The sequence below is a fragment of the Paenibacillus medicaginis genome (assembly GCF_042138635.1).
Lineage (GTDB): Bacteria > Bacillota > Bacilli > Paenibacillales > Paenibacillaceae > Paenibacillus > Paenibacillus medicaginis.
The window spans coordinates 130,600-157,224 of record NZ_JBHIRY010000004.1 but is presented as its reverse complement, the minus strand read 5'-3'; the positions used below and the strand labels follow the sequence as shown (position 1 = coordinate 157,224).

The following is a 26,625-nucleotide window of genomic DNA, read 5'->3' as shown; positions in this document are numbered from 1 at the left end:
GGTAGTCATTGTCACGGATGTGTAGATCAAGTGAACAAAAGCCTCATTTCATTGGTTCTTCCTGTTCCGGGGCGTATAATGGGGGATATTAAGCAGGAGGGGCCACTGCGGCCCCGCGACATGGAACAGGGGAGCTGAATAGTGCAAACGGAAAGCACATCGCTTCTGCAGGAAGCGGAGCACTTTATATATAAATGTTATCAGGAACTGGGTCTGAGCCGTGAGGAAGCGGGGGCCCGGTTTCTTGATGTAAAAAGGGAAATTGAACTCACAGGAACCTACGAGCATACCTTTGCCGAGCTGGAACACGGAGCCCGCATGGCCTGGCGGAACAGCAATCGCTGCATTGGCCGGTTGTTCTGGGACAAACTGCGCGTCAGGGATGAGCGCCACATTAGCAGAGCCGCTCATATTGCGGAATCGCTGTGCAGGCATATCGAGACAGCGACCAACGGGGGGAAGATTATTCCTACCTTAACGGTATACAGACCCTCGCAGCCGTACAAAACGGACATCGGAATCTGGAACCACCAGTTGATCCGCTATGCAGGGTATGAAACAGAGCATGGGATCGTTGGTGATCCGATCTCCCTTCAATTGACGAAGCTGTGCCAGCGTCTGGGGTGGGAGTCAAGGGGAACTGATTTCGACGTTCTCCCGCTGATCATTGAGGCGGATGGACAGGCGCCTCTACTGTTTCCGATTCCGGAGGAGATTGTGAAGCAGATTGATATCGATCATCCGGACATCGAGGGATTCGCTGCGCTGGGCCTGCGCTGGTACGCGGTTCCCATCATTGCCGACATGATGCTGAGCATCGGCGGAATTCGTTATACGGCGGCACCGTTCAACGGCTGGTATATGGGAACCGAGATTGGCGCACGCAACTTCGCGGATACGTTCCGTTATAACAAGCTGCCCGCGGTAGCGGAGCTGATGGGGCTTGACCGCTCCAGCGAAACGACACTCTGGAAGGACCGTGCGCTGATTGAGCTGAATGCGGCTGTTCTTCATTCGTTCCGGCGAGAAGGGGTGAGTATCGTCGACCATCATACGGCGGCGGCCCAATTCAAGCTGTTCGAGGAACGGGAACGGAAAGCTGGCCGGGAGCTGACAGGGGACTGGACGTGGCTCATTCCGCCACTTTCCCCGGCTGCTACTCCTATTTTCCACAGCTCATATGAAAACAGAGTGGTGAAGCCTAACTTTTTTGCCCAGGAAAAGAAGGTTGCGTCCCGTCCAGGCACCAGCGGTTGCCCGTTCCATTAAGTGTTTTCTAAAAAAAGAAAGGGAGCGTTTCCGGTCCATTTGGCCGAGAATCGCTCCCTTTTGATTTGCACAAGAGTCCTTATTGGGGATTGGTTGTCCAAATCCCTGCTGTTTTGATAAAAACACGCTGCGGAAGCTTCAGGGTGGCAAGTACCAGCTCGGCCACGTCCTCCGGCTGCATCATACGGTCTTCATCACCGATTTTGAGCCCGGCGCTGGAGGCCAGCTCCGTATTTACAGTGCTTGGTGTCAGTGCCGTAACACGGATGTTGGATTTGCGGACCTCCTGCATCAGCGCTTCCGTAAAGCCCATGACCGCGAATTTGGATGCATTGTAGGCCGAACCGGTCGCGAAGCCACGTTCCCCTGCCGACGAGGAAATGTTGATAATGGTGCCGCTGCTTTGCGCCACCATGCTTGGAAGAACGGCACGTGTCACGTAGTAAGTGCCCATCAGGTTGACGCGCACGATGCGCTCCCATTCTTCCGGATCCATGTCCAGTACGGAACTGAAGGTGGCGGTTCCCGCATTATTGATCAGAATATCGATCGCCCCAAGCTCCATCTCGAGCGAAGCTACAGCCGCTTCAGCCTGTGTGCGGTCGGATACGTCGGCTACCGCGCTGGCTACTTTTACACCGTATGTATTTCCTAATGAAGCCTGGAGCTGTTCCAGATCGGCAGCCGTTCGCGCGATGAGACCAAGATTGACGCCTTCTTTGGCCAAAACTTCAGCGATCGCTCTGCCGATGCCTTTGCCTGCTCCGGTAATGACAGCGGTTTTGTTCTTAAGTTCCATGAAAATATGCCTCCTGATTATGATTATAAGGGTTTTGGTATGAAAGGGTTATTCTTCTGCGGATACCTGCACTATTAACTCATAGGTGTCCAGGGAAGCGCCCAGAATGGCCTCGTTTTTGCCCCGTCCCTGGTGTGCCGCACGAAAAGCATCGCTTGATGTCCAATTGCGGAAAGACTGCTCATTCTCCCACAGGGTGCATACCTTCAGCTCTTCCTGCTCCTTATTGACGCCATGCCACACTTCGAGGCGCATAAAGCCCGGCATTTCCTGTACGCCCTGCCCCTCGGCAAACCGTTCGGCCAGCTCTTTACCGGCCCCTTCCTTGACTTTGATCGTATTAGTCACAACGAACATCGTGATTCTCCTCTCCCGAGTAAGGTCCGCTTCAGCGGTAATGCACATGACAAGTCTTATTATAACGATTCCTGTCCGGCGAAAACAAACAGCGGCGGGGAGGGACTCAGGAGTTCAATTTGCGCCCGTATCGCCCGTCGGATGAGCCTACCGCAGCTTGCGAAACTTCGTGAGCGAGCTAGGATCGATGACAGATTCCTCCGGCGCCATGCCCAGGGAGTACTTAAACGACAGGTCGTATCTGGAACGTTCGACGATGTCGACATCGGACAAGTCAAAGTTCGCCTTCAGCAGCAAGTATTTAAACATCCGAAGGGGATCGATGGCATTTCGGCCGTTATCCAGACAATACTTGCCTCTAAGCTCCTCATAAATAAAAGAGAAATCCACAAGTTTATTGATTTGACGCAACATGTTGTCTTTAGGAACGATAATATCGTATTAATGTCTTAATTATATAGCAAAAAAAAGCTGATTTCCCATATTTCTGAGGAAACAGCTTCTTTCAATATTTAGCGAACATTTTCAGTGGCCTCGTTAAGATGAGGGATTTAGTTTCATTTTGGCTTGAAGTCTTGTTGTTCTTTGAGCAAGTAGATCAACAACATTGTCGGTTTCTTCTTTCCATTCCGAAATCTGTTCGACTCGTTTGTCGATTCGTTCCAGCGTTGCAATCAGATTATCATGTTGGTGCGTTTCAATTCGGTTGACGGTTTCTTTGATGCTCGAAATGTCAACTTCCATGCGTCCCATTTTTGTTTCCATGCTGTCCATCCTAGACTCCAGGTTGCCCATCCTAGACTCCAGGTTGCCCATCCTAGACTCCATGCTGTCCATTCTAGACTCCAGGTTGCCCATTCTAGACTCCATGCTGTCCATCCTAGACTCCATGCTGCCCATTCTAGACTCTATGCTGTCCATCCGCTCAATCATTTGAGACATTTGGTTCTGCATCCCGCTCATTTGCGTCTGCATTTGACTGAGTATATCAAGTACCTTTTCGTCCAAGCATATCACCTCGCTTCATTATAACACCACAAATATAGCTAAACAACGATATATCAAATCACACGCTCTTGGCTATAACCCTCTTTTCGTCGTCTTTATAGACCGTCCATTTCATGCAAAAAACCAAGATCATCGAACCCTGTCTTGGATTGTCAAAAAGCATTGGCATTTGATACTATTAAAAACGAGTAAGAGAGTGCCTACATAACTAATAATACTATCTTATGACAGCTAAATCAAGTTATTTTCTGTCTTTTGACAGTGAAAATGAGAAGGGTTTGAACTTATGAGCATTGAGCATGAAAGTCAGAATACAATTGGTGAGCGAATTCACCTTTTACGAAAAGCAAAAAAGGTATCAATGGACGTGCTGGGGAAGGCTATCGGTACGAATTCCGGAAACATTAGCGATTGGGAGAACGATAAAAAGCAACCAAGTGCAAAATTTTTAATAGCCTTGTCGGATTACTTTGGCGTTACCGTTGATTACATCTTAAAGGGTACGGGAACGAGTCATAATAAGAGTCCAATGCCAATCACCCTACAGCAAACCGCGTGGTTGATCAATGAATGTATAAAGAACGACGTTACCGTAATGGTTGAAATTATGAATTACGGATTATTTTCTTTTGAACTTTACACAAGGGTCTATGGGGCCAAAGCAAGAAGTATGGATGTGGTACTCTCGCTATTTAATGGGCAAGATATTGAACAAGCCTCTAGAGACGGGGGAAGTACCGAGTTATTAAGCCTAAAAGCAACGGACACAGAATTATATGCAAGACTTTCTCATACGGAGGGTAACTGTGTTCACATTGATACTGCAAGCAGCTGTTTCCTGGAAGGTGATGAGAGGGGCAGAAACCGTACCTTTAGGCTAACACTAAAATGCAGCCATGCGTTTTTTCTAGAAAAGTATGAAGAAATCTGCAAATGAACATAAAAAACATGCCTGTTGAGGGAGGCTCAACAGGCTGACCGTTAAATGCGGTCTGTCTCCTTGGCGGCTGCTTCGATAGACGTTTTTCGTATCGTAATTTTGTTGGAGGGTACATACTCTGGCGACACTGCCTGGCTACTGTAGTTCAACACGGCGACGGCCCTTCTGGCTGTGTCCGTAACGGTGTGCAAAATTTGGCCGACATCCTGCGCGGAGTTGACGATGGCATCAATGGCCCGGATTTTGTCTTTTACCTCAACGGCAATTTCGTTCGCATGCTGGAGCACGCTGCCTACCTCGCTGTTTATATCCCGGACGGCGGTACGTGCTTCGGCCAGCACTTTGTTCGCTTCATCCAGGGAGACCAGCACTTTGCGCAGCAGCGCGATGACGCTGACGACAAGCCCGACAAATGCAATGGCGATCAGGAAAACACTGAATTCAACCGACATACACCATCCTCCTTCTGCTACCATGGTATGTACAAGTCCATTGACTTTATGCCTAATCTTTAGATGATATTCGCAGCAGAAGAATGGGCACAGAGCTATAGATACGCCGGCTGCCAATCGATGACATGACCCGCCTCCAGGCTCTTGTGAACATCGACAAGCCGCTGATTCCGGCTTCCCCGGAAGGGCAGGGAAACATCTCTTTCTTCCGCGATAAAGGGGCCGTCAATGATGACATCGCATAGCCTGGCAAGCTCAAGCATGACCAGGTCCTGGATCAGTGCCCCAAACGTAAAGCCTGTGTACGCCCAGACCGTATGGGTGGGGCAGGCGGCTCTGTATGTCTGCACGAATGGAATGCAGTCCGCTGCCGAGAAGAAGGGGTCGCCTCCACACAGCGTGAGCCCGTCCAGCAGCGGATTGGACGATGCTTCACGGATCACGGACTGCTGCTGCTCCAGGGTGAAGAGCTCCCCCGCGCGAAAGCTCCATGAGGCGGGGTTAAAGCATCCGGGGCAGGCGTGGCGGCAGCCGCTGATGAATACGACGGCGCGCAGGCCGCTTCCTTCATTCAGCGATTCGGGTATGTAACCGCACCAATTCAACGGTGCTTCACCCGATCCCGAACCTCCGCCTGCTTGGCCGCGTTAAAACGGACGGTATAATCTCCGGTCAGATAACCGGTGACGCGGCGCAGCCGCTGAAAGTGGGTGGCTTCCTCGTCCGTGCCACATTGCGGGCATTCGCTGCCAATGATGCCTTCATATCCGCAATCCGGGCACCGGTCAATCGGGTGATTGATGGAGAAATACCCGGTATTCTGGGAGAGGGCGTACTGCACGATGGACCGGAACGCCTCCGGGTTGCTGCGGGCATTGCCGTCCAGTTCAATATAGGAGATGGCGCCCGCGTTGCAGTAGGCATGGAAAGGCGCCTCCAGATCAATCTTGCGTGCCGCTGTCACCTTGTAATAAACGGGAATATGAAAAGAGTTCGTATAATACTCGCGCTCCGTAACTCCTTCAATGCTTCCGAATTCCGCAGCATCCAGCTTCGTGAATTTGCCTGCGAGTCCCTCGGCAGGTGTTGCAAACAGGGTGATGTTCAGGTTATGCGTTTCGCTCATCCGGTCACAGAAAGCACGCATCGCGGCAATGACGCGCTGTGCTTCCCTGTGTACGGTGTCGCTCTCCCCATGGTGCATGCCATACATCGCTTTCATGCATTCTGCCAGCCCGATAAATCCGATGGCCAATGTACCATGCTTCAGCAGACGGCCGACCTCTTCTTCGGCAGACAGCTGGCCCCCGCCCTCCCATACATCCTCCCTCATCATGAAATCGGAGGCCTTCGCAGGCTGACGGGCCTGAATGTGGTAGCGGTGGATCAACCCCTCCACGGCAATGTTCATGCTCTTCTCCAGCGTGGCATAGAATCCCTTGATATCCGGGTGGCTGCGGTTTCCTCTGCATATGCCATGCTCAATGCCGATACGCGGCAGGTTGATCGTATTAAAAGACAGATTCCCTTTCCCGCTCTGGCGGTTTCTGCCAAACCGGTCGCCGATGGTGCGGGTACGGCACCCCATGGTGGCGATAATCGTATCCGGATCGTTTTCCCGGTAATACGGCAAATTAAAAGAGGCGTCCACATTGACGAAATTCGGGTACAACCGTTTGCTGGAGCACTCGACGGCCAGCAGGAACAGATCGTAGTTCGGGTCGCCAGGCTTTTGGTTGATCCCCTGCTTGCACTGGAAAATATGCTGTGGAAACACAGGTGTTTCGCCTGCGCCCAGCCCGCTGATCGTTGCTTCCAGCAGCGTGCGGGATACAAGCCTTCCCTCGGGGGAAGTGCATATACCGTAATTAAGAGAGGTAAAAGGAATCTGACCTCCGGCCCGGCTGCTCATCGTATTCAGGTTATGGATGAGGGATTCTGCCGCCTGGCGCGTTTCCGCGACCGTCTCTTCCATAGCGAACGCATAGGAGCGGGGGCATCCATTCCGTGCTACTTCACTTTCCATATGTATCTGTTCATAGGCAAATGGGGCTGTCTCTGCAAAAAGCCGCTGTCCCTTACTGAAGTGTCTCCGGAAAGAGCGCGCTACATAAGGGGCAAGGTCCCAGTCAATCTTGTTGGCAGACACGCCGCCAAATTGGCTGTTTTGCTGTGCCTGAAAAATGATGGCCACTAGCGCCATGGCGGACATGATGGTCTGGGGCGTTCTTACCGATCCGTTGCCGGTATTAAATCCTCTTTCCAACAGCCTGTTAAATGGAATAAAGATACAGTTCGTGGTGCCGAGCGCATACTGGTCCAGATCGTGGATATAGATATATCCCTGATCTACCGCCTGCTTAAGCTCCTTCGGGAGAATGAATTCCCTGGCATACCATTTGGCGTATTCCGATCCCAGCCTGCTCATTTTGCCGCTGAAGGATTCTCCGTTCAGGTTGGCATTTTCACGCAAAATGTCGGGGTCACATGCTCCGATCACCCGTTCACCGATAGTTCGGACATTGGAATCTGACAACATATTCATAATTTATTCCTCCGAATTTCACAATATATAGAACAAAGTATCCTTATTTTAGCTATATATTGTATTTGGTTATGTGATGTAAGTCACATTTTCCGGTCGGGATCACTGAGGGCAAAGCTGGCTGGTCCCGGGTTGCTTCTCATTGCGAAAGGGGCCGTCTTGAACTTGCTGCTGTATTGACGAACTATAAAATAAGATTTATACTAGGTCTAAAAATAAACGATAATTATTCTAATCTAATATCGACTGTGATGAAAGACTTAGTGATATAAAAGGGAGATGCACGGGATGAGAACTCTGAATTTAACCTCACAGCGGCAGGCTGTGTATGATGTGGTTCGTGAATCCAATGATCACCCCACAGCGGCGGACGTTATGAACCGGCTGATGGAGCGTGGTTACAATCTGGCCTACGGTACAGTGTACAACTCGCTCCGTTATCTGACGGATAAAGAGCTGATCCGTGAGCTGAAGCTGGGGGAGGCGGCCAGCCGTTATGACGGGCGTATGGATGATCATCAGCATGTCATCTGTCAGGTGTGCGGACGGGTGGATGAAGTGATGAGCGAAGTTCCGTTGGAATGGACGAAGGAAGTTATGGCAGAAACGGGGTATGATATTGCCCACGCCCATGTCGTATTCGGAGGTGTATGTCCGGAATGTCAAAGCAAACGAATCAGATAAGCCAAGCGGTTGCAAGAGTCCGGCTGCCACGCACCGTCCGGACGCGTTTTGCCCCGAAGTCGCCGGAAGCCAATCTGCCATTATTCTGCCCGACTACACGGCGGATTGCACTGGTCAGCGCAGTTCCGGGTGTTGTGCAGGCATGGGTACGTATGCTGACGGATGCCTGCTATGATGTCATGGCGTTCCATCGCTGGAGCCCTGAGCTGCAGGAGCAGCTGTTGCCGGACCTGATTCTTTTTGATGCTACAACCTTTGAGGATGCGTTCGCATTGCAGCGGTGGCATGAATCTCTTGCTGAAGGGGCTGGGCCGCGCGTATATCTGGTGAATGATGTCCTGATGGAAGCCGCCCGGCAGCTGTTGCCTCATGAAGAGCTTATAAGCTGGCCTGCCGCTTCTGCCCGCCCGGTGCAGCGGATCGAACGGATACTGAGCGGCCACCCTGCACAGAAGGGGCAGGCTGTTGCCGGACAGCGCATCGTTTTTAAGGATATATGGATTGATCGTGGGAAAATGACGGTCCATCAGGCAGAGCGGCAGCTTAGCCTGACCAAGACGGAGTACGATCTGCTGCTCAAGCTGATTGAGACACAGGGCCGTGTGATTTCCCGTGAGCAGATGCTGCATGACATATGGGATACGGATTTTATCGGGGGCAGCAATGTGGTGGACGTGCATGTCAAAAGCCTCAGAAAGAAGCTGGGAGACAATGCGGCAGCGCCGCGCTACATTACCACGGTAAGAGGCGTAGGTTACAGATTGGCTGATTAACAAATTGCAGCGGGGCTTCGGGATGAAGGCCCGTTTTTCAGCTATGCGCTATGTTTTGACAGTTGACTTCCAGATCAGGCATCACTACAATGGGTAGTGTGAGAGGTGTGCAGGATGAGAAGACTGAACTTTAAGACCGGAGAGAGAGGGCTGAACCGTTTTTTCGGACCTCTGGAATCCCGCATCATGGATATTTTATGGGATGCTCCTGACCGGAGCATCAAGGAAGTGCAGACGCTGCTGGAGCATGACAAGGACATTAACTTCAATACGGTGATGACTGTTATGAACCGTTTGGTGGACAAGGGTGTGCTCAGCAAGAAGCTCCGCGGGCGTACCTCGCTGTACCGCCCGGTGCTAAGCCGGGAGAAATTTATGGACGCGCAGTCGAAGGAGCTCAGCCATGAGCTGATTGAGCAGTTCGGGCCGCTTGCGGTCAACCATATGATTGATGCCTTGGAAGAAGCCGATCCGGAACTGATTGAACGGCTTGAACAGAAAATCAAACAATGGAAAAAGGAATTGTGAGCGATGTGGAAAACACGATCCAAACTGCTGTTTACGGCCGGTGCAGGCTTGTCCGGGATCATCCTGTTGCAAATGGGGATGTATGGCGGGCATATGGCGTTTGGCTGGGATTTGAACTTTAATGTTTTTCAAATCTGCAGGCAGCTGCTGCATGCCTTAGGCATCGATTACGTAGTTGACGGATTGACATGGCTGGTCGTGCTGACCTTTGTAGTAGCCAGTTGGTTTGCTGTACGTCAATGTATAGCAACAAGGAGAGCATTCCTGCAGCTGGAAAGCATGCGAAATCTGCAGCTGACAGAGAAATTGGGCGCAAGGTATGGTGACCTGGGAAGCCGCATTTGGGTGATTGATTACGACAAACCCGCAGCTTTCACTATGGGCCTGCTTTTCCCGAAAATTGTACTGTCTTCCACACTGCTGTCGATGCTGGATCAGGAGGAAGAGGCGGCGGTCGTCTATCATGAAGCCTACCACATGCGGCATTACGATCCGTTAAAAACGTGGCTGCTGCAGTTGTGCTCCTCCCTGCTGTTCTATGTGCCTGTACTGCGACATATTCTCGATCATTACAAGACTGCCCGCGAAATTTTGGCGGATAATGAGGCCATCAGCCGTACCGGAACTCCGGCAGGCATCGGCAGTGCGCTGCTGAAGCTGCTGCGCAACCCTTCACGGGGAACTTCCAAGCCGCTGATGACAGCCGTGTGCTCGTCTTTTGCGGAGACCTCGATTAATTACCGGATCTCCCGCATTCTGGACCCGCATCGTGTGCTAACACCCAGGCTGCCTTGGCGTCCTGTCATGATATCTTTATACGTATTGTCTCTGCTGTCCCTTCTATTCGCGCTTGCGCTGATATAGTCAGTGCGTGCGCGAATAGAAGATTATATATACGGTATGGATTTTTATACTTTATTACACTACATATCGTAGTGAAAAAAAGGAGGAATATCAATGATGAATCAAAAGATGACAAGCATAGGACTATTGCTGGTGAGGTGGATGACAGGGATCATTTTTATGGTGCATGGTGCTCAGAAATTTCAGGGACTTGGCGGGACGACAGGCTTCTTCCAGAGCCTCGGACTTCCGGGTTTTCTCGCTCCTGTCGTCGCTTCGGTTGAGCTTGTTGGCGGTATTCTGCTCATTCTGGGCCTGGGCACGCGCTTTGCCGGTGCAGCGTTGACGGTGAGTATGATTGGCGTGCTGCTGACGGCTAAGTTCGGCCAGGGATATATGGGAATGGAATTCGAACTGATCATTTTGTTCGCTGCCCTGCAACAGGTATTTACCGGTGCGGGAGCTTATTCGGTGGATGCGGCCATTGCCCGCAAAAGATCCGGGATCAGTAATACCCAGACCGTTTAGAAACCCCGAATCATTAAAATTCAACAGGAAACGAGGCTGCCGTCCATTGCCGGCCAGCCTCGTTTTTATTTCCGCTCAGTTAGCTTAACCATCCCCCATTTGATCTCAAAGTTAGGTCCTCTCATGTACATAAATTTACCTGCCAGAACACATCCTAACCAGCAGAACCACATTTGGCCACGCAAGGAGTGTGAAGGAGGAGGGCAAATGAAGAAGATCCGATATCCCTGGAAGAAAAGGACACGGCCCGCAGCAGAACGGAGCGGGCAACCTTCGCAAAAGCTGCCTGAAGTGAAGTGGCTTGAAAGACCGCTGAGCGGCAGTCTTGACGAAAATGAGCAGGCGATGAAGGATATTTTACGTGATTGTTCGGATATCATTTTTCGCAAGTTTACGGTGACACCGGGCCGCAAGGCATTACTGGTGTTTCTGGAGGGAACGGTTAAAACCGAGGATTTGCAGTTGCACATCCTGCAGCCTGTTATTCAAGCGCTGATTGAGACCAACGAAGGGACAGAGGTGCATTTGGAGCCGGTGGACGAGACGCGGATCTCTCTCTCTCAGGTCAAGTCGGCGGATCAATTTCGGCAGGTAACGGAAGCTGTGCTGGACGCCAGTGCCGTATTGTTTCTGGAAGGTCTGGCCACGGCCTACCTGTTCAGTGTAAAAGGCGGCATGCGGCGTGGCGTGCAGGAGCCTGAGACCGAAGCCGTAATCCGTGGACCGCGTGAAGGCTTCAACGAGACGCTGCGGGTGAATACGGCACTGCTGCGTTTCAAGCTGAAGAACCCCATGTTCAAGCTATACGCCCTTACTCTCGGAGAACAGACCAAGACCAGCATCGCGCTTGCTTACATAGAGGGGATAGCCGGTGAAAAGCTGATTGAAGATGTGAAACAAAGACTGCATCAAATCAAAATCGATGCCGTACTGGAAACCGGCTATATCGAAGAACTGATCGAAGATCACCCTCATTCGCCTTTCCCGCAAATGCAGTATACGGAACGGCCGGACACGGTGGTCGCCCAGCTTCTGGAGGGCCGCTTTGCCATCCTTGTGGATGGCACCCCGTTTGCATTGATCGGGCCGGTTACGATGTGGCAAATGCTGCAGGCCAGCGAGGACTATTACGAACGTTTTTTTATCAGCAATATGGTGCGCTGGATTCGATTCTTTTTTCTGACGATTGCTCTCTTCCTGCCCGCCCTGTATATTGCGGTGACGACCTTCCATCAGGATATGCTGCCTACAACGCTGATTCTGAGTATAGCCGCCGCCCGTGAATCAATTCCTTTCCCGGCCATCGTCGAGGCGATGATGATGGAAGTATCCTTTGAAGCGCTGCGGGAGGCCGGGATTCGGCTGCCAAAGACTGTGGGACAGGCGGTGAGCATTCTCGGAGCACTCGTGATCGGGCAAGCGGCGGTACAGGCAGGCATTGTTTCGGCGCCTGTTGTGATCATCGTCTCGCTGACCGGCATTGCGTCCTTTACGATTCCACGCTTTAATTTTGCGATTACGGTCCGGATGCTGCGATTCCCGCTCATGATCCTGGCCGGGGCCTTCGGGTTGTTCGGGATCATCATCGGCATGGTCCTGATCACCGTGCATTTGACCAAATTAACCTCCTTCGGGATGCCATATCTGGCTGGATTCAGCCCTTACAGTCACTCAGACCAGAAGGACATTCTGGTCCGAACCCCATGGTGGAACATGATGAGCCGCCCTTCCTGGCTCGCGCCAAATAATGAACATCGGCAGAAAAAGGGCATGAACGGGAGGCAACTCGAGGAGAAGGAGTGGTAATCCATGAGGGCGGGAAAGGTACTTCTTCTACTGATATGTTCATGCCTGCTCGGGGGCTGTTGGGATCGCAAGGAGATCAATGATGTTGCATTTGTCCTGGGAACCGCCGTGGATAAAGAAGGGGAGCAATACAGGAATACACTGCAAATTGCCTTGCCCGGTCAGCTTGGCGCTTCGGGGAATGCGGGAGGAGGGGGAGGCACCAGCGGGGATAAATCCTACTACCTGGAATCAAAGGCAGGAAGGACGATGCGGGAAGTAAATGACAAGGAACAGGAGAGTACGTCAAGGAAGCTTAACTATTCGCACCGACGGATGCTGATTATTGGCGCGGATATGGCAAGGGAGGGAATTGCCCGCCTGATCGATGTATTGGTCCGCAGCCCTGAGAACAGGCTTTCTGCCCTTATTGTGGTTGCTGAGGGGCGCGCAGCCGATATTTTCCGGGCGCAGGCGCCGATTGAGCAGTATCCTGCAGAGATGGTGCGTGAGCTGGCGATTTCATATATGAAGGAGCCGCGCAGCCTGAAGCTTCTAATACATACCATGCTGAGCGAGGGGGTCGATCCCGTACTGCCTGTTGTCGGGCTTACCGATAGTTTGCCTAAGGGCTGGAAAGGCAGCAAAAAAAATATAAAAATCAAAGGCCTGGCGGTGTTTAAGGGGGACAAGGTAGCCGGTACGGTAAGCCATGAGCTGGCGAGGGGGCTGCTGCTTGCTATGGGTCAGTCCAAATCGACAGAGTTCATCATAGCACCGCCTAAGGGTAAAGGTGAGATTATGCTGTTGTTAAACGAAACCGATGTTAAGATCAAGCCTGCTGTACAGGGGGATGAAATCAAAATGATCATGAACCTGCGCGTCAAAGGGGAACTGAGCGAGAACGAGTCCACTCACCATATGGCACAGCCCCGGAACATCAAATGGCTTGAGCGCGAAGCGGAGGAACTGATCCGCCAAAATGTCGAGGAAAGCATACGGGTTGTACAGCGGGATTATCAATCCGATGCTTTGGGCCTTGGCAGGGTGCTCAAAACGAATCTTCCGAGCGTTTGGGATCGGGTGAGGGGACGCTGGTCGACGCTGTATCCGGAGATTGAGGTTGAAGTCCGGACGAGTGTGCATGTTGAGAACACAGGCGCAATTACGGAGCCCTTTGGGGCTGAGGGAGGAACAGATCATCCATGATTGAAAAACTTGTCGTGCCGATGCTGCTGGTTATTGTGCTTATGTATGTGATGGACCGGAAGAAGCTGAAAAATTCATCTCCGGCGAACCGCTGGTTTGCTTTCAGCATCTATGGAATCAGCTTTGTCATCTGGCTTTATGAAACAGGTAACTCATCGTCCCTGCTTCATCCTTCGGTGCTGCTGGCCCAGGTGATCGATGCGCTGGTCCCTCTGCCCTAAGGAGCGCTTCTGAAAAGATTTTCGACCGGGAAGGAGCAATGAAGATGACGAAACATTTCACAACAAGGCAGATTGTTTTTCTTGGCATGCTGATGAGTATAACAGTCACGTCGTTTCATGCCCCGGCGCAGGCAGCTGCAGCCGCCGAACAGCATATGTTTTTGACACCTCTGCCAGTCGCTCTGGTGCTGGTGTTTTCCGTTTGGGTTTTGAACAGGATTCAAAGACGGTTTTCCAACCAGGATTTATTTGCGGCTCTGATCTCCCGCTTCCCCATCTTTGGACGGCTGCTGGTGCTTTTATATTTCGGGTTCAACCTGATTGTATTGGCCAGAGACATGAGACTATTGACGAATCATGTCGCGATTACGCTGCTGCCGTTGACACCGATTATCGTGACTGCGTTTTTTCTGTTGATTACGATCGTCTTTATGGTTCGGGGGGGGATCGGCACGTTGGTTGGCATGGCGGAAATGTTTATTCCATTACTTATTGCCACAGCCGTGATTCTGCCGATTACTTTGGGAAAAGCGATGGATCTGTCGCTGCTACGGCCTGTGCTTGATTTCAATCCCGGAGGATTTGTACGCGGAAGCTGGCACATGTTGGCTTACATGGCTGACCTGGCGGTGCTTCCCTACGTGCTGTCCGAGGAGAATTGCCGGCTCCGCAGTACGCTTGGCGGGGTTCTGGGCAGTATGCTGATGCTCATGATTCTGCTGCTGCAGCAGCAGACCGTGCTCGGTCCGCTGATTACGGCCCGTCTGACCTTTCCGTCCTACGAGCTTGTCCGGCAGGTGCAAATTACGGATTTTCTGGACAGGTTCGATCTGCTGATTGCGGCAGGAACACTGCCAACAGTTATCATCAAAGCTGGGGTTGATCTGTATGTGCTGTGCAGCGCTTCAAGGCGGCTGCTGCCTGCCGTCAAGGGTGAGCTTGCGGTTCTGCCGGTAGGAATTCTGGGGTTTGCGTGCACCTTCTGGTTTTTCGAAAATATTCCGCAGCTGTTTGCCTTCAGCAGGGAATGGGCAGTATACGTCCTGATCTTCTATGTGGTTCTGCCAGTTGTGCTCTTCTTTATATTACATCCGAAGAAAGAAAGTGGACAAAAAGGGGAGGCGCAGCCTGACCCTGCGTAAGTCATGCATCCTGTGAGCAATTTGCTGTTGCCTTTTTTGCGCCGAACGGTATACTTGTATGCAAATGTACGAGCAGCAAGGGAGGAGCTTTATGGCACTGCGTATGGCAGGCAAGACCGTGGCACTGGCAGGATCGCGCAAATCAGAGGAAATGAAGACATTGGTAGAGAAAATGGGGGGAGTGGCGCTGCTTCGTCCGGCACAGGGGACCGTGTTCCTGGACGACGCCGAGCTCCGCGCCGGCATTGAATCATGGCTAAGCTCCCCGCCGGACTGGACGCTGTTGACGACAGGCATGGGACTGGATGCCTTGTATCAAATGGCTGAAGAAATGGGGGTTGCCGGGCAACTGCACGAGCTGCTGGCAGCATCACAGATTGCGGCGCGCGGTTATAAAACGGTGAATGCGCTCAGGAAGCGTGGATTGACGCCGGTGGTACGCGACGATGATGGGAGTACAGAGGGGCTGATCCGTTCTTTTGCCCCCTATCATTTGGAAGGGAAGAAAGTGCTCCTGCAGCTGCACGGGGATCCCGCTCCGCGTCTGGCCGGCTGGCTGGAGGAGCAGGGCGCCCATGTCCGGCAGTTGCTGCCTTACAAGCATGTGCCGCCGGAAACGAAGGATCTGGAAGACCTGGTCAATGATATTGTGCAACGGCGGGTGCATGCCGTGGCGTTCACCAGCGGACCGCAAATTCGTTTCCTGGCCGAATATGCACGCAGCCGCGGCGTCATGGACGATGTGCTGGCCGCCTTCCAGAGCGACATTATTGCCGTTTCCGTCGGGAAAGTGACGGCACAGGCGATGCTGGAGGAAGGCATTGAACGCATTGTCATGCCGGCCGAGGAGCGTATGGGCAGCATGATGGTGGAACTGGGACGCTATTTCGAATCCGGATTTGCGAATGGTTTCCGTCTGACAAGCAGCCAGGATTGTGGCAAAGCGGAAGAGGAGTAAAGGGGTTACCTGTTATGACTTGCCTCACCCCCTGGAGGAAAACGGAAAACTCGGCATTGTGATCAAAGACCAACTGAAAGTGGCGATGATCGACATGGATAAATATCGAATGATGGTGGATGCCTTACAGGAGTACGAACGATTGCTTGATTTGGTTGAGGAACGTGAATTGTACGAACGAATTCCCCATCGTTTGGAAGGTGGTCGCGTTGTTGAATACAAAGAAGGTATGTCACTTCTGGAAATGGCAGGCGTTCATACAAAAGATGAATGCAGCGATTTATGAGCAAGTAGACGAAGATTGAAGAAGGGCTGGAGCATATTCGTATACATCCTGACCGGAAAGGTAATAAGGACTCCTCTGGCATTTAGCCAGGCGGAGTCCTTTTTATGTATATCTAAGATGGACACGCATTAGAAAATGAATTAATATTGTCTTGCGCTTACATTAATATCCATTCTGGAGCCGTCGGTGGTATATACATATACCTTATATGAATTTCTTTTTGTTGTGTAAATAGATACAGTTTTTTGTTTTCCTGCAGCAATGGATGCTTCTATAGTAGACCCGCTTGAATCTGTAACCTCCAAATAAACGGTTGAAGTTCCGCTATTTTTAACGTTAACGTTTGCGTCTTCACCGTTCGCTGGATCCATAGTGAAGGATCTTTCATAAGATGATGATCCAGTGTGGCGCACAGGGTTAATCAATTGTACGTCCATAGGGAAATAAACATCTCCCTGACTTTCGACAATTCGCATGTAACCAGCGTCAGTCTTCACAGTTTCATTTGCTGAAAGTGAATCCACAGCTTGATTTGCTGGAAGTGAACCTTGCGCAAAAGCAGCGGGGCTCAGTGACAGAAGCAATGATGCAGCTAATCCAAAAGTCATAACTTTTTTCATTCCATATACCTCCTAAAATTTAACTACATAGAGAATTATAATCAATCTAGTCCATATGTCTATAGTTACTAAGACCTATAATTTGCGTTGTTATGAGAAATAATGAAGAAAAAAACAAAAATATTTTGTCGAAATGGTCACAAATTGAATAGTTTGCATGGATCAGGGAAAAATATTAAGTTTTAAGTAATTATCCTATAAGTCAAAAAAATATAGTTCCTCTGATCTTCAAAGAGTCAAAGCAGAGTTTGGAAAAGTGTTAAAATAAGGCATCGGGTTACTGCTCTCCTTTTCACAGGCCGCAAGTTCTATTATGATACAACGAGAAAGTTGAAATTAGATAACTAATGGATGCCGTTGCTGAATATGGATAGAGAGAGGTGTTGAATCATGAGGTCGATTTGTGTGTTTGCAGGCTCTAACGATGGAGTGGCTTCGGAGTACAAGGAGCAGGCAGCCCGGCTCGGGGAGCATATCGCCCGCAACGGGCTGCGTCTGATCTATGGGGGTTCAAGCTTTGGACTTATGGGCACGGCTGCCAATGCCGCGCTTGCCAAGGGCGGACAGGTGACCGGCATTATGCCCACGGCATTGTTCCGGCGGGAAATTGTGCATGAGGGGCTGACGGAGTTTATTGAGGTCAGGGACATGCATGAACGTAAGGCCACAATGCACCAAATGGCCGACGGTTTTATTGCGCTTCCGGGCGGAATCGGCACCTTTGAAGAGCTGTTTGAGGTGCTGTGCTGGGCGCAAATCGGCCTGCACAGCAAACCTGTCGGACTTTTAAATGTAAACGGCTACTACAACCCGCTAATGGAATTAATCCGCCACAGCGTGCAGGAGGGATTTGCGGGTCGAACGCATCTGGATTTGATCATCCTTGAGGAGGATGCCGGAGCGCTGGTCGAGAGAATGTGCTCCCCTAACGGGCTGCTGCTTCAGCAGACCGGCGACGCGGAAACCGTTTGATGAGGCTGAATCGAACCTGCATCTCATGTTTTTCGTGCTTGCGCTTTCCGCGAAGGCAGGGTTATGATGGACTCACAATCGAATAAGCGACCAGGCAGGGTGCCTTTGCCAAGGGGCAAAGGGTAACAGGGAATCGGGTGCAAATCCCGAGCGGTCCCGCCACTGTAATGGGGAGGTTTTTTTTCTTTAATATGTCACTCGAATCAGACCCGGGGAAGACGAAGAAGACTGATGATCCAAAGCCAGGAGACCTACCTTGCCTATATGCACCGTAATCCTTCGCGGAAAGGAGTGGTGTACGAATCGGTGGACGAGCCTGCGCGGGGCTCCCGATGTTCCGGAACATTTTTCATCCATGGATGAAGAGGAGGATGTGAAGCTTTCATCTTCTTGTTGACCGGGGATATCGGGCAAGCTATGCGTAAAGGAGCCTTGTTTAAGGTTGCCTGGCTGACGGTGACTGAATTGCGTACATGCAAGCCCCATCCTCTAAGGATGGGGCTTTTTTGAGCCTGTGAATATGAAAGGGGTGGATAAGTTGTTTAAACGGGGTAGAGGCATTGGGTTGGGGCTGTTGATTACCGCATTTACGCTGTATTTTCTGGCGGTGAGCCCGCAAGAGGTCTATGCCATGCATATCATGGAGGGATTTTTGCCCATCGGTTGGGCGTTGTTTTGGTGGATTCTATTTCTTCCTTTCTTCGCTTTTGGTGTCCGCAGTGTAACTCGACTGACGAAAGAAGCCCCTGAGCTGAAGCTGATGCTTGGATTGGCGGGGGCGTTTACATTTGTACTGTCTGCCCTGAAGCTGCCTTCCGTGACGGGCAGCAGCTCTCATCCAACCGGAACGGGACTGGGCGCAGTGCTGCTCGGGCCCCTGCCCATGAGCGTGATTGGCTCCATTGTGCTGTTGTTCCAGGCGGTGCTGCTGGCGCACGGCGGGATTACAACGCTGGGGGCGAATGCGTTCTCCATGGCCGTGGCCGGCCCATTCGCCGGTTATGCAGCGTACAGGCTGCTTATGAACACAACCCGCAAGGAATGGTTGGCCGTTTTCGCCGCTGCGGCTATAGCCGACATGACGACTTACCTGGTTACTTCCGTGCAGCTTTCCCTTGCCTTTCCTTCCGTACACGGCGGAGTATGGGCATCGTTCCTGAAATTTGGCGGCATTTTTGCCGTGACGCAGCTGCCGCTTGCGCTCAGCGAGGGATTGCTGACGGTTATGCTGTGGAAATGGCTTAAAGCATATAGTCCGAACGAATTGTCCGTGCTCAGGCGCGGCATGAAGGAGGCTAAGCCGTCATGAAGACAAGAACGATAACAGGCTTGGTTCTGTTGACCGTCATCCTGCTGGCCGCCCTGCCGCTGCTGCTGGTGAGTGGCGACTTCGGAGGCGCGGACGGTGCCGCCGAGGAGGCGATTACCCAGATCAATCCCCACTATACTCCATGGTTTCAGCCGCTGCTGGAGCCGCCGCCAGAAACGGAAAGCATGCTGTTTGCTCTGCAGGCTGCGTTGGGTGCGGGACTGATCGGTTATATCATCGGTCTGTTCAAAGGGAGAAAGGACGCCAGCCGGACAGATGCTCAGAAGGATTGATTCCCTGTCTTATCAAGGAAAGCTCAGCAGCTGTTCACCGCTTTGGAAAAGCGGCTTTGCAGCGGTGATGTTTGTAATGGCTTATATCGGACATCCTCCTGTGCAGTTGGCCGTATGGATTTGGCTCGTCCTATGGACGGTAGGGTATGGCGGGGTTCCATGGAAGCCGTATGCTTCCTTGATGGCCGCCTCACTGCTCTTCTATATACTGAGTCTGCCTGCGCTGTTAATTGAGGTTGCTCCAGGCCCTGCACAGGGAATGGTGCTGCTGGGTTGGGGAACTCATGTGCTTCTGGTCACGCCCGAAGCGGCAGAGCGGGCGGAAGAGCTTTTGCTGCGGGTAGGGGTGTGCCTGTCCTGCTTTCTGTTTCTGATTCTCACGACTCCATTTACAGGTCTGCTGAAGGTGATGGAAAAGCTGCGGCTTCCGGCCGTGGTCATAGAATTGACGATGATTATGTACAGATTTCTGTTCCTGCTGGGGGATACGGCCGCAAGCATGATGCTGGCGCGCAGGCTCCGCGGGGGCGGCAGGGGTTTCCGGGCTGCTGTTGCGGATACCGCCGCCCTGGCGGGCAGATTGTTTGCGAAGACGATGGAGAGGTACCGCGGAGCTATTGTCGGATACACCGTGCGCGGTTATGAGGGCACGATCCGTATGGGACCGGATGCCTCGTTGCCAATGCCTGTGCGCTACAGAGTGGAAGGGTGGGTCGGTACAGCGCTGCTGGCCGTTGCCGAGCTGTGCATTCGCTTATTGAACTGAATTGAATGACAGGAAGGTGAATATGGTGGAACTGGTGCTGGAATGGCAGGATGTAAGATACATCTATCCTGATGCCAAAGGTGCCGCGCTGGCCGGCATGTCGCTGCGGATTCCACGGGGGATGAAGACAGCGGTGCTTGGGCATAACGGGGCAGGCAAATCCACGCTGTTCCTGCACGCGGTTGGCATTCTCAGGCCGCAGGGCGGAAGGGTGCTGCACGGTGGCATGGCTTTGGATTATGGGCGCAAAGGGCTCAAGGAGCTGCGCCGGGCCGTCGGTCTGGTGCTGCAGGACCCGGAGCAGCAGCTCATTCTGAACACGCCTCGGGAGGACGTTGCCTTTGGACTGCGCAGCGCCGGCATAGATGAAGAGACGATCCGGCAGCGTACGGAGCGGGCGCTTGAACGGCTTGGCTTGCTGGAGCTGGCCGACCGGCCCATACATCATCTGAGCCTGGGGCAGAAGAAGCGAACGGCGCTCGCAGGGGTGTTCGCCACCCAGCCTGAAGTGATTTTGCTGGATGAACCGGCCTCCTATCTGGACCCTGTTTCGGAGAGACTCCTGCTGCACAGCATCGATGAAATCCACCGCACCGGGGTGACGGTCGTCATGGCTACCCATGATATGGATACGGCCTATAGCTGGGCGGACTGGATCGTGGTGCTCGACCGGGGAACCTGCCGTATGGAAGGCCCGCCGGATCAGGTTTTTGCCAATAAGGAGCTTATGGAACAGCTTGGATTGGAAATTCCCGTGATTGTCGATCTGTGGGAGAGCCTGCCTGCCGCACTGCGGGAAGGCAGGCCCGTTCCGCGCAGTACGGAACAGTTTAAAGTCTATCTGGCGAACAATTTTGTGTAATGGAGGAGGATTCATATGAACAAGCTTGGCAAGCTGCTGGTGATCGGCTTCGGACCAGGGGATATGGAGCATATTACGAAGCGAGCGCTGGACGCGCTCGCCGAGAGTGAAGTCATTATCGGGTACAACACCTATGTGGACCTGATTCGTCCGCTGCTGAACGGACAGGAGATCGTCCGCACCGGGATGACGGAAGAAGTGAGCCGCGCCCAGGAAGCTGTGCGGCAGGCGGAGGCCGGACGAAAGGTGGCGGTAATCTCCAGCGGAGATGCCGGCGTCTATGGCATGGCGGGATTGATCTATGAGGTGCTGATGGAGAAAGGCTGGCGGCGGAGCGACGGGGTCGAGGTTGAGGTCGTCCCGGGCATATCCGCCATTCAATCCTGTGCCTCGCTGCTGGGGGCGCCGGTCATGCATGATGCGTGCACGATCAGCCTCAGCGATCACCTTACACCATGGGAGACGATCATCCGGCGTGTGGAAGCGGCAGCGTCTGCAGATTTCGTGATTGCTCTGTACAATCCGCGCAGCGGCCGCCGTACGCGGCAGATTGTGGAGACGCAGGCAGTCCTGCTGCGCTACCGTGATCCCAAGACACCGGTCGGACTTGTCAAAAGTGCCTACCGGGACCGCCAGCAGGTCATCGTGACTACGCTGGAAGACATGCTGAATCACGACATCGGTATGCTGACGACCGTCATTATCGGCAATTCATCCACGATGGTCTATGACGGTCTGATCGTTACGCCGCGCGGCTATCAGCGCAAGTATACGCTTGATGCGGCGGAGCAGCCGCTCAAGCCGCACGAGCGGCTGCGGCCGGAAGCCGAGCCGTGGTCGCTCGGCGCGGCCGGGAACGGCGGCGGCGGCGCGTCAGCCGCCGCCCCTGTGGCAGCACGGCAGAGCATCGCCGTGCTGGAGAGGCCGGAGCAGCCGCGCGCGACCGCAGCGGCTGCACCCGGCCCAGCCGAGCTGGCCGCCGAGGCGCTCGGCCGTCTGGCCGCCGGCGGGCGGCTGCCGGAGGCAGCAGCCGTCCGCTGGAGCGGCCAGGCGCCGCCGGTGCCCGTGGCGGCGGCGGGAACAGCGCCCGGCTATGGCAAGCCGGCGCTGTTCGAGATCGGCGTTGCCCCGGGGGTGGGCAACAAGAAGTTCAGCGCCCGCCAGATGGCGCTGCTCGCCGAAGCCGCAGGTGATGAGGGTGAACTGGAGTATACGACAGATCACCAGATTATCCTGCGCGTCCCGTGCGCCGACCCTGATGAACTGGTCGCGCGCCTGGCCGAGGCGAAGCTGATCATTATGCCGGTCGGCGACGTGATCAAGGTGAAAGCATGCGATTTCTGCAACCTGGAAAAGGACGATGCCGTGCCGGTAGCCGAGCGGCTGCAGGATGTTATTGGCGGCCTGTCCGCTCCAAAGGAAACCAGCATCGCGGTGAATGGCTGTGCGATGGCCTGCTACGGCGCCGTGCTCGAAGATATCGGCATCGTATACCGCAAGGGCGGTTACGACCTGTTCCTTGGCGGTAAAAAGTTCGGCCGGAATGCGCATCCGGCACAGCCTGTCGCGGAGGGTATTCCGGCCGATCAAATTGCGGACATCGTAGAGGGCATCGTGTCAGAGTTCAAGGAGAAAGGACATCCGAACGAGCGCTTCCACAAGTTTTTCAAGCGAGTGGGCGTTGTGGGCGGGTTCCGTCATGAAGATGCCCCTGTTACTGTAGAGGTCAATCCGGTTTGCGGCGATTAAAGATAAAAAATAGAGGCCCAAGTTTTAGCAATACGAAGGGAGAGAATGTAATGAATGCAATACTGCTGGTCGGACATGGAAGCCGGGACCCGGAGGGGAACCAGGAGCTGCTGGAGTTCGCGAAAACGGTGGCGTCCAAGTCACCGGATACGCTGGTGGAGACCTGTTTTCTGGAGCTGACGGGGCCGACGATTGGCGAGGGCATCGCAGCCTGCGCGGCACGGGGGGCAAGCCGGGTCGTGATCGTGCCGATTATTTTATTTGCAGCCGGTCATGCCAAGATCGACATTCCGATGGCTATTGATCGGGCGAAGGCTAAATACCCCGAAATCGAGTTTGTGTACGGACGTCCTATCGGGGTGCACGAGAAAATTATAGAAATTTTGCAGAGCAGGCTTGCTGAAGCGCAGCCCGTGGCCGCAGTGGCGGGAATGGGGCGTGGCCCGGCTTTGGAGGCCGAGGTGACGGATCAGGATACAGCGGTGCTTGTGTTGGGCCGGGGCAGCAGTGATCCGGACGCAAACAGTGATTTCTTCAAGATGACGCGGATGCTGTGGGAAAAGCTGCCCTACACCTGGGTAGAGAACTGTTTTATCGGTGTAACGCAACCGTCCTATCCGGAGGGGCTTGAGCGCTGTCTGCGCCTGGGCGCTAAAAAAATTATCGTGCTTCCTTATTTTCTTTTTACAGGCGTGCTGATCAAAAAAATCAACGATATGACCCTGGAATTCGCCGAGGCTCATCCGGAGGTGCAGGTGGAAATTGGCGGATACTTCGGCTTCCATCCGCGGCTGGTGGAGCTGGTGCTGGAGCGCGTAGAGGAGGGCCTGCACGGGCGGGTGTTTGCCAACTGCGACAACTGCCAGTACCGGCTGGCAGCGCAGGAGCACCATCATCACCACCACGATCACGACCATGGACACGATCATCACCATGACCACCACGATCACGACCACGACCATGGACATGATCATCACCATGACCACCATGACCATCATCACGACCATCACCATGATCATGAGCACTCGCATAACACCGTAGATAAAAAGGTGAACGGCTTATGATCTTCATGCTGTGTGGAACGAGCGATGCGCGGGAGCTGGCGTTGCAAATTCAGAGCAGCGGCTACCGTGTACTTACCTCTGTCGTGACAGAGAGCGCGGCAGCCAGCCTGCGCGCAGCCGGGCTGGAGGCCCGAACCGGACGTTTGACCGCTGCCGATATGACAGCGCTGATTAAGGAAATGGGGGTGCGGGCGATCGTTGATGCCAGCCACCCTTTTGCCGAGGAGGCGCATGCGAACGCCATGGCGGCCGCAAGGGAGTGCGAGCTTCCCTATATCCGTTTTGAACGGGCGGGACTCGCTTACGACGACCACCCGCTGCTGCATGTGGCTGCTTCCTATGAAGAGGCGGCTGACACCGCCCGTTCCCTGAAAGGCTCCATCATGCTCACAACCGGCAGCAAAACGCTGGAGATTTTCACCGCAAGGCTGCTCGGCGATCCGGACATCCGGCTGGTGGCACGTATGCTTCCGCGTATGGACAATATGGAGAAATGCAGCCGGCTTGGCATGGAGCAAAAGAACATCATCGCCATGCAGGGGCCTTTTTCAAGAGAATTAAACGAGGCGCTGTACAAGCATTTCGGCACTACCGTCATGGTGACCAAAGAAAGCGGGCGCACCGGGGCAGTCGACGAAAAGGTGCAGGCCGCTCTGGACGCGGGCATCCGCGTCGTGTTGATTTCACGGCCCGAGGTGGATTTCGGTACAGTATACGACCATTTTGCAGGCATATTGGAGGAGCTTGGTAAGACCTAAAGTGCAGGCCAGATGGAAATAAAGTGATAACAGGGAGTGAAATACGATGGATTTTAAAACTGATTTTAAACCGCTCACAGTACAGCCGCAGGAAATCGAGGGCAAAAGCTTTGAGATGATCACGGAGGAGCTGGGAGAGCATCCCTTCACGGACAGACAGTATCCTGTCGTGCAGCGGGTTATTCACGCATCTGCCGATTTCGAGCTTGGCCGCAGTATGGTATTTCACCCGGATGCGATCGAAGCGGGTATCCAGGCCATCCGCACCGGACAGCCGCTTGTAGCCGATGTACAGATGATTCAGGCAGGCGTCAGCAAGGATCGTTTGAAACGTTTTGGAATGGATGTGAACGTATATATTTCCGACCCGGACGTCATGGAGGAAGCCAAGCGGTTAAATACGACGCGGGCGATCATCTCCATGCGTAAGGCGATCCGGCAGGCGGAGGGCGGCATCTATGCCATCGGGAACGCGCCGACCGCATTGCTGGAGCTGATCCGGCTCGTGAAGAGCGGCGAGGCCAGGCCGGGCCTGATTATCGGCATGCCTGTCGGCTTCGTGTCGGCCGCCGAGTCGAAGGACGAGCTGCGCAAGCTGGATATTCCGTTCATTACAAATATCGGGCGCAAGGGTGGCAGCACCATTGTCGTGGCTGCGGTCAATGCGCTGTCACTGATGGCGGTGCAGGAGGAGTAGCCCGGAAAAAGCAGTCTGCCTGAACTGAACTACAGCAAGAGCAGCCGAAGGAGGATGACGGATGGAGAAGGAAGCGGCAGGTGCGGGGCAGCCCCGCCGCATGAAGAGCGGCGAAGCCCCTGCGCCCGACAAGCCGATGCGGTCGGGCTTCACGACAGGCGCGTGTGCCGCCGCAACAGCCAAAGGAGCGGTCCAGCTGCTGTTGACGGGCATTGCTCCGCAGCAGGCGGTCATTTCACTGCCCGCCGGCTTTGATCATGCGTTCGAGCTGATTGAGCAGCGGCTGGACGCGGATTCCGCCTCCTGCGCCACCATCAAGGACGGCGGAGATGATCCTGACGCCACGCATCAGGCCAAGATCGTAGCCACAGTCAGCTGGCGGGAAGAAGCAGGCGTAGAGCTTGACGGCGGGATTGGGGTCGGCCGTGTGACCAAGCCCGGCTTGCCTGTTCCTGTCGGCGAGGCAGCGATCAACCCGGTGCCGCGCCGCATGATTACAGAGGCCGTCTCCCAGGTGCTTGAGGAGCATGGGGCGGCGCGCGGTGTCCGGGTGGTGATCAGCGTGCCCGACGGTGAAGAAATCGCCAAGAAAACGTTAAATTCACGGCTTGGCATCATTGGCGGCATTTCCATCCTGGGTACACGTGGCGTGGTAGTGCCGTTCTCTACGTCAGCTTACATGGCCAGTGTCGTGCAGGCGATTTCGGTGGCGAGCGCGAGCGGCTGCGAGGAGATTGTGCTGACGACCGGCGGCAGCAGTGAGAAATATGCTATGCAAATGTACAGCCATCTCTCCGAGGAAGCGTTCATCCAGATGGGGGATTTTGTCGGCTTTGCGGTCAAGCATGGCAAACGGCTGAACATGAAGAAGATTATTCTGGTCGGCATGCCGGGCAAGCTGTCCAAGGTGGCCCAGGGGGTTATGATGGTGCATTCCAAGAGCGCCCCGGTGGACTTCGGTTTTTTGGCCGGAATTGCGCGCGACGCGGGGGCAAGCCCCGAGCTGGCGGAGGCGGTAGCCGTAGCGAATACGGCTTCACAGGTGGCGGATTTGATGACAGAGGCACAGTGTCTGAAATTTTTTGAGCTATTGTGCGGGTGTGCGTGCCGCCATTGTCTGGAGCATGCGGGAGGCGGAATTACGGTGGAAATGGTGCTTGTGACGATGAAAGGGCAGGTACTCGGAAAGGCGGTCATCAGTGGATAAC

The 26,625-nt window shown here is 53.6% G+C and carries 30 protein-coding genes, 1 pseudogene and 1 riboswitch; of the genes and pseudogenes, 23 read left to right on the top strand and 8 right to left on the bottom strand.

Annotation, left to right across the window (positions count from 1 at the left end; translation table 11 throughout):
* Positions 1–138: 138 nt before the first annotated feature.
* Complete coding sequence (locus tag ACE5LO_RS06280; RefSeq protein WP_375519299.1) at positions 139–1,269, top strand: nitric oxide synthase oxygenase; 1,131 nt, start codon at positions 139–141, stop codon at positions 1,267–1,269.
* Positions 1,270–1,348: 79 nt separating this feature from the next.
* Here the strand turns inward: ACE5LO_RS06280 and ACE5LO_RS06275 are convergent, their stop codons facing one another.
* The 4 genes and pseudogenes from ACE5LO_RS06275 to ACE5LO_RS06260 form a co-directional block, all read right to left on the bottom strand.
* Complete coding sequence (locus ACE5LO_RS06275; protein WP_375519166.1) at positions 1,349–2,068, bottom strand: 3-ketoacyl-ACP reductase; 720 nt, start codon at positions 2,066–2,068, stop codon at positions 1,349–1,351.
* Between the two features lie 48 nt (positions 2,069–2,116).
* Positions 2,117–2,425: an antibiotic biosynthesis monooxygenase gene (locus ACE5LO_RS06270; RefSeq protein ID WP_375519165.1), complete on the bottom strand. Its 309-nt coding sequence runs from the start codon at positions 2,423–2,425 to the stop codon at positions 2,117–2,119.
* Positions 2,426–2,575: 150 nt separating this feature from the next.
* A pseudogene (locus ACE5LO_RS06265) lies at positions 2,576–2,860 on the bottom strand (transposase); the annotation flags it as partial.
* A 102-nt stretch (positions 2,861–2,962) separates the two neighbouring features.
* Positions 2,963–3,190: a hypothetical protein gene (locus ACE5LO_RS06260; RefSeq protein WP_375519164.1), complete on the bottom strand. Its 228-nt coding sequence runs from the start codon at positions 3,188–3,190 to the stop codon at positions 2,963–2,965.
* A 529-nt stretch (positions 3,191–3,719) separates the two neighbouring features.
* Here ACE5LO_RS06260 and ACE5LO_RS06255 point away from each other — a divergent pair.
* Positions 3,720–4,370 carry a helix-turn-helix domain-containing protein gene (locus ACE5LO_RS06255; protein WP_375519163.1) on the top strand — a complete coding sequence of 217 codons (651 nt, stop codon included), beginning with the start codon at positions 3,720–3,722 and terminating at the stop codon, positions 4,368–4,370.
* A gap of 44 nt (positions 4,371–4,414) precedes the next feature.
* On the opposite strand, the gene ACE5LO_RS06250 is transcribed toward ACE5LO_RS06255, so the two are convergent.
* The 3 genes from ACE5LO_RS06250 to ACE5LO_RS06240 form a co-directional block, all read right to left on the bottom strand.
* Positions 4,415–4,825 (bottom strand): DUF948 domain-containing protein, encoded by a 411-nt coding sequence (locus tag ACE5LO_RS06250; RefSeq protein ID WP_375519162.1) that lies wholly within the window; start codon positions 4,823–4,825, stop codon positions 4,415–4,417.
* A gap of 95 nt (positions 4,826–4,920) precedes the next feature.
* Positions 4,921–5,430, bottom strand: a complete 510-nt coding sequence (gene nrdG, locus ACE5LO_RS06245) for an anaerobic ribonucleoside-triphosphate reductase activating protein (RefSeq protein ID WP_375519161.1) — start codon at positions 5,428–5,430, stop codon at positions 4,921–4,923.
* On the bottom strand, positions 5,427–7,364 hold the full coding sequence (locus tag ACE5LO_RS06240; RefSeq protein WP_375519298.1) for an anaerobic ribonucleoside triphosphate reductase: 1,938 nt from the start codon (positions 7,362–7,364) through the stop codon (positions 5,427–5,429). Before ACE5LO_RS06240 ends, nrdG begins: the two co-directional genes overlap by 4 nt.
* 294 nt (positions 7,365–7,658) lie before the next feature.
* On the opposite strand from ACE5LO_RS06240, the gene ACE5LO_RS06235 reads away from it, so the two are divergent.
* From ACE5LO_RS06235 to ACE5LO_RS06185, 11 genes are all read left to right on the top strand, one after another.
* Positions 7,659–8,054 carry a Fur family transcriptional regulator gene (locus tag ACE5LO_RS06235; RefSeq protein WP_375519160.1) on the top strand — a complete coding sequence of 132 codons (396 nt, stop codon included), beginning with the start codon at positions 7,659–7,661 and terminating at the stop codon, positions 8,052–8,054.
* The gene (locus ACE5LO_RS06230) at positions 8,030–8,827 is read left to right on the top strand and encodes a winged helix-turn-helix domain-containing protein (RefSeq protein ID WP_375519159.1); all 798 of its coding nucleotides are present in this window, start codon (positions 8,030–8,032) and stop codon (positions 8,825–8,827) included. Before ACE5LO_RS06235 ends, ACE5LO_RS06230 begins: the two co-directional genes overlap by 25 nt.
* A gap of 114 nt (positions 8,828–8,941) precedes the next feature.
* Entirely contained in the window at positions 8,942–9,355 is a 414-nt protein-coding gene (locus tag ACE5LO_RS06225) for a BlaI/MecI/CopY family transcriptional regulator (RefSeq protein WP_375519158.1), read from the top strand.
* A gap of 3 nt (positions 9,356–9,358) precedes the next feature.
* On the top strand, positions 9,359–10,219 hold the full coding sequence (locus ACE5LO_RS06220) for a M56 family metallopeptidase (protein WP_375519157.1): 861 nt from the start codon (positions 9,359–9,361) through the stop codon (positions 10,217–10,219).
* Between the two features lie 96 nt (positions 10,220–10,315).
* Positions 10,316–10,726, top strand: coding sequence for a DoxX family protein (locus ACE5LO_RS06215; protein WP_375519297.1), 411 nt, complete (start codon positions 10,316–10,318; stop codon positions 10,724–10,726).
* Positions 10,727–10,933: 207 nt separating this feature from the next.
* The gene (locus tag ACE5LO_RS06210; protein WP_375519156.1) at positions 10,934–12,532 is read left to right on the top strand and encodes a spore germination protein; all 1,599 of its coding nucleotides are present in this window, start codon (positions 10,934–10,936) and stop codon (positions 12,530–12,532) included.
* A 3-nt stretch (positions 12,533–12,535) separates the two neighbouring features.
* Entirely contained in the window at positions 12,536–13,720 is a 1,185-nt protein-coding gene (locus tag ACE5LO_RS06205) for a Ger(x)C family spore germination protein (protein WP_375519155.1), read from the top strand.
* A complete protein-coding gene (locus ACE5LO_RS06200) occupies positions 13,717–13,941 on the top strand; it encodes a hypothetical protein (RefSeq protein WP_375519154.1) in 225 nt (74 codons plus the stop codon). Before ACE5LO_RS06205 ends, ACE5LO_RS06200 begins: the two co-directional genes overlap by 4 nt.
* 44 nt (positions 13,942–13,985) lie before the next feature.
* Positions 13,986–15,083 (top strand): GerAB/ArcD/ProY family transporter, encoded by a 1,098-nt coding sequence (locus ACE5LO_RS06195; protein WP_375519153.1) that lies wholly within the window; start codon positions 13,986–13,988, stop codon positions 15,081–15,083.
* Between the two features lie 91 nt (positions 15,084–15,174).
* A complete protein-coding gene (locus ACE5LO_RS06190; protein WP_375519152.1) occupies positions 15,175–16,041 on the top strand; it encodes a uroporphyrinogen-III synthase in 867 nt (288 codons plus the stop codon).
* On the top strand, positions 16,019–16,327 hold the full coding sequence (locus ACE5LO_RS06185) for a hypothetical protein (protein WP_375519151.1): 309 nt from the start codon (positions 16,019–16,021) through the stop codon (positions 16,325–16,327). Before ACE5LO_RS06190 ends, ACE5LO_RS06185 begins: the two co-directional genes overlap by 23 nt.
* Before the next feature lie 140 nt (positions 16,328–16,467).
* Here the strand turns inward: ACE5LO_RS06185 and ACE5LO_RS06180 are convergent, their stop codons facing one another.
* On the bottom strand, positions 16,468–16,947 hold the full coding sequence (locus ACE5LO_RS06180) for a hypothetical protein (RefSeq protein ID WP_375519150.1): 480 nt from the start codon (positions 16,945–16,947) through the stop codon (positions 16,468–16,470).
* A 390-nt stretch (positions 16,948–17,337) separates the two neighbouring features.
* Between ACE5LO_RS06180 and ACE5LO_RS06175 the strand changes: the two genes are divergently transcribed.
* The 10 genes from ACE5LO_RS06175 (at position 17,338) to ACE5LO_RS06130 (ending at position 26,624) form a co-directional block, all read left to right on the top strand.
* Positions 17,338–17,919, top strand: coding sequence for an LOG family protein (locus ACE5LO_RS06175; protein WP_375519149.1), 582 nt, complete (start codon positions 17,338–17,340; stop codon positions 17,917–17,919).
* A gap of 80 nt (positions 17,920–17,999) precedes the next feature.
* Positions 18,000–18,192: riboswitch (cobalamin riboswitch) on the top strand.
* Between the two features lie 265 nt (positions 18,193–18,457).
* Positions 18,458–19,228, top strand: coding sequence for an energy-coupling factor ABC transporter permease (locus ACE5LO_RS06170; RefSeq protein ID WP_375519148.1), 771 nt, complete (start codon positions 18,458–18,460; stop codon positions 19,226–19,228).
* Entirely contained in the window at positions 19,225–19,521 is a 297-nt protein-coding gene (locus ACE5LO_RS06165; RefSeq protein ID WP_375519147.1) for an energy-coupling factor ABC transporter substrate-binding protein, read from the top strand. The genes ACE5LO_RS06170 and ACE5LO_RS06165 overlap by 4 nt, the downstream gene beginning before the upstream one ends.
* Positions 19,505–20,287: a cobalt ECF transporter T component CbiQ gene (gene cbiQ / locus ACE5LO_RS06160; protein WP_375519146.1), complete on the top strand. Its 783-nt coding sequence runs from the start codon at positions 19,505–19,507 to the stop codon at positions 20,285–20,287. Before ACE5LO_RS06165 ends, cbiQ begins: the two co-directional genes overlap by 17 nt.
* Before the next feature lie 22 nt (positions 20,288–20,309).
* Positions 20,310–21,149, top strand: coding sequence for an energy-coupling factor ABC transporter ATP-binding protein (locus ACE5LO_RS06155; RefSeq protein WP_375519145.1), 840 nt, complete (start codon positions 20,310–20,312; stop codon positions 21,147–21,149).
* Positions 21,150–21,164: 15 nt separating this feature from the next.
* Positions 21,165–22,898: a precorrin-3B C(17)-methyltransferase gene (gene cobJ / locus ACE5LO_RS06150; protein ID WP_375519144.1), complete on the top strand. Its 1,734-nt coding sequence runs from the start codon at positions 21,165–21,167 to the stop codon at positions 22,896–22,898.
* Between the two features lie 50 nt (positions 22,899–22,948).
* Complete coding sequence (locus ACE5LO_RS06145) at positions 22,949–23,962, top strand: sirohydrochlorin chelatase (RefSeq protein WP_375519143.1); 1,014 nt, start codon at positions 22,949–22,951, stop codon at positions 23,960–23,962.
* Positions 23,959–24,720, top strand: a complete 762-nt coding sequence (gene cobK / locus ACE5LO_RS06140; RefSeq protein ID WP_375519142.1) for a precorrin-6A reductase — start codon at positions 23,959–23,961, stop codon at positions 24,718–24,720. The genes ACE5LO_RS06145 and cobK overlap by 4 nt, the downstream gene beginning before the upstream one ends.
* A gap of 46 nt (positions 24,721–24,766) precedes the next feature.
* Entirely contained in the window at positions 24,767–25,417 is a 651-nt protein-coding gene (locus ACE5LO_RS06135) for a precorrin-8X methylmutase (RefSeq protein ID WP_375519141.1), read from the top strand.
* A 100-nt stretch (positions 25,418–25,517) separates the two neighbouring features.
* Positions 25,518–26,624: a cobalt-precorrin-5B (C(1))-methyltransferase gene (locus tag ACE5LO_RS06130; protein WP_375519296.1), complete on the top strand. Its 1,107-nt coding sequence runs from the start codon at positions 25,518–25,520 to the stop codon at positions 26,622–26,624.
* Position 26,625: the final 1 nt, after the last annotated feature.

What these genes read in the sequence shown, in the direction of transcription:
- ACE5LO_RS06260 (WP_375519164.1), bottom strand. Translation starts at nt 3,190, where the DNA reads ATGGAAACAAAAATGGGACGCATGGAAGTTGACATTTCGAGCATCAAA.
- ACE5LO_RS06235 (WP_375519160.1), top strand. Translation starts at nt 7,659, where the DNA reads ATGAGAACTCTGAATTTAACCTCACAGCGGCAGGCTGTGTATGATGTG.
- ACE5LO_RS06175 (WP_375519149.1), top strand. Translation starts at nt 17,338, where the DNA reads ATGAGGTCGATTTGTGTGTTTGCAGGCTCTAACGATGGAGTGGCTTCG.
- ACE5LO_RS06210 (WP_375519156.1), top strand. Translation starts at nt 10,934, where the DNA reads ATGAAGAAGATCCGATATCCCTGGAAGAAAAGGACACGGCCCGCAGCA.
- ACE5LO_RS06180 (WP_375519150.1), bottom strand. Translation starts at nt 16,947, where the DNA reads ATGAAAAAAGTTATGACTTTTGGATTAGCTGCATCATTGCTTCTGTCA.
- cobJ (WP_375519144.1), top strand. Translation starts at nt 21,165, where the DNA reads ATGAACAAGCTTGGCAAGCTGCTGGTGATCGGCTTCGGACCAGGGGAT.
- ACE5LO_RS06165 (WP_375519147.1), top strand. Translation starts at nt 19,225, where the DNA reads ATGAAGACAAGAACGATAACAGGCTTGGTTCTGTTGACCGTCATCCTG.
- ACE5LO_RS06190 (WP_375519152.1), top strand. Translation starts at nt 15,175, where the DNA reads ATGGCACTGCGTATGGCAGGCAAGACCGTGGCACTGGCAGGATCGCGC.
- ACE5LO_RS06255 (WP_375519163.1), top strand. Translation starts at nt 3,720, where the DNA reads ATGAGCATTGAGCATGAAAGTCAGAATACAATTGGTGAGCGAATTCAC.
- ACE5LO_RS06145 (WP_375519143.1), top strand. Translation starts at nt 22,949, where the DNA reads ATGAATGCAATACTGCTGGTCGGACATGGAAGCCGGGACCCGGAGGGG.
- cbiQ (WP_375519146.1), top strand. Translation starts at nt 19,505, where the DNA reads ATGCTCAGAAGGATTGATTCCCTGTCTTATCAAGGAAAGCTCAGCAGC.
- ACE5LO_RS06200 (WP_375519154.1), top strand. Translation starts at nt 13,717, where the DNA reads ATGATTGAAAAACTTGTCGTGCCGATGCTGCTGGTTATTGTGCTTATG.
- ACE5LO_RS06225 (WP_375519158.1), top strand. Translation starts at nt 8,942, where the DNA reads ATGAGAAGACTGAACTTTAAGACCGGAGAGAGAGGGCTGAACCGTTTT.
- ACE5LO_RS06155 (WP_375519145.1), top strand. Translation starts at nt 20,310, where the DNA reads ATGGTGGAACTGGTGCTGGAATGGCAGGATGTAAGATACATCTATCCT.
- ACE5LO_RS06220 (WP_375519157.1), top strand. Translation starts at nt 9,359, where the DNA reads ATGTGGAAAACACGATCCAAACTGCTGTTTACGGCCGGTGCAGGCTTG.
- ACE5LO_RS06240 (WP_375519298.1), bottom strand. Translation starts at nt 7,364, where the DNA reads ATGTTGTCAGATTCCAATGTCCGAACTATCGGTGAACGGGTGATCGGA.
- ACE5LO_RS06215 (WP_375519297.1), top strand. Translation starts at nt 10,316, where the DNA reads ATGAATCAAAAGATGACAAGCATAGGACTATTGCTGGTGAGGTGGATG.
- ACE5LO_RS06205 (WP_375519155.1), top strand. Translation starts at nt 12,536, where the DNA reads ATGAGGGCGGGAAAGGTACTTCTTCTACTGATATGTTCATGCCTGCTC.
- ACE5LO_RS06130 (WP_375519296.1), top strand. Translation starts at nt 25,518, where the DNA reads ATGAAGAGCGGCGAAGCCCCTGCGCCCGACAAGCCGATGCGGTCGGGC.
- ACE5LO_RS06195 (WP_375519153.1), top strand. Translation starts at nt 13,986, where the DNA reads ATGACGAAACATTTCACAACAAGGCAGATTGTTTTTCTTGGCATGCTG.
- ACE5LO_RS06135 (WP_375519141.1), top strand. Translation starts at nt 24,767, where the DNA reads ATGGATTTTAAAACTGATTTTAAACCGCTCACAGTACAGCCGCAGGAA.
- ACE5LO_RS06250 (WP_375519162.1), bottom strand. Translation starts at nt 4,825, where the DNA reads ATGTCGGTTGAATTCAGTGTTTTCCTGATCGCCATTGCATTTGTCGGG.
- ACE5LO_RS06270 (WP_375519165.1), bottom strand. Translation starts at nt 2,425, where the DNA reads ATGTTCGTTGTGACTAATACGATCAAAGTCAAGGAAGGGGCCGGTAAA.
- ACE5LO_RS06275 (WP_375519166.1), bottom strand. Translation starts at nt 2,068, where the DNA reads ATGGAACTTAAGAACAAAACCGCTGTCATTACCGGAGCAGGCAAAGGC.
- ACE5LO_RS06230 (WP_375519159.1), top strand. Translation starts at nt 8,030, where the DNA reads ATGTCAAAGCAAACGAATCAGATAAGCCAAGCGGTTGCAAGAGTCCGG.
- cobK (WP_375519142.1), top strand. Translation starts at nt 23,959, where the DNA reads ATGATCTTCATGCTGTGTGGAACGAGCGATGCGCGGGAGCTGGCGTTG.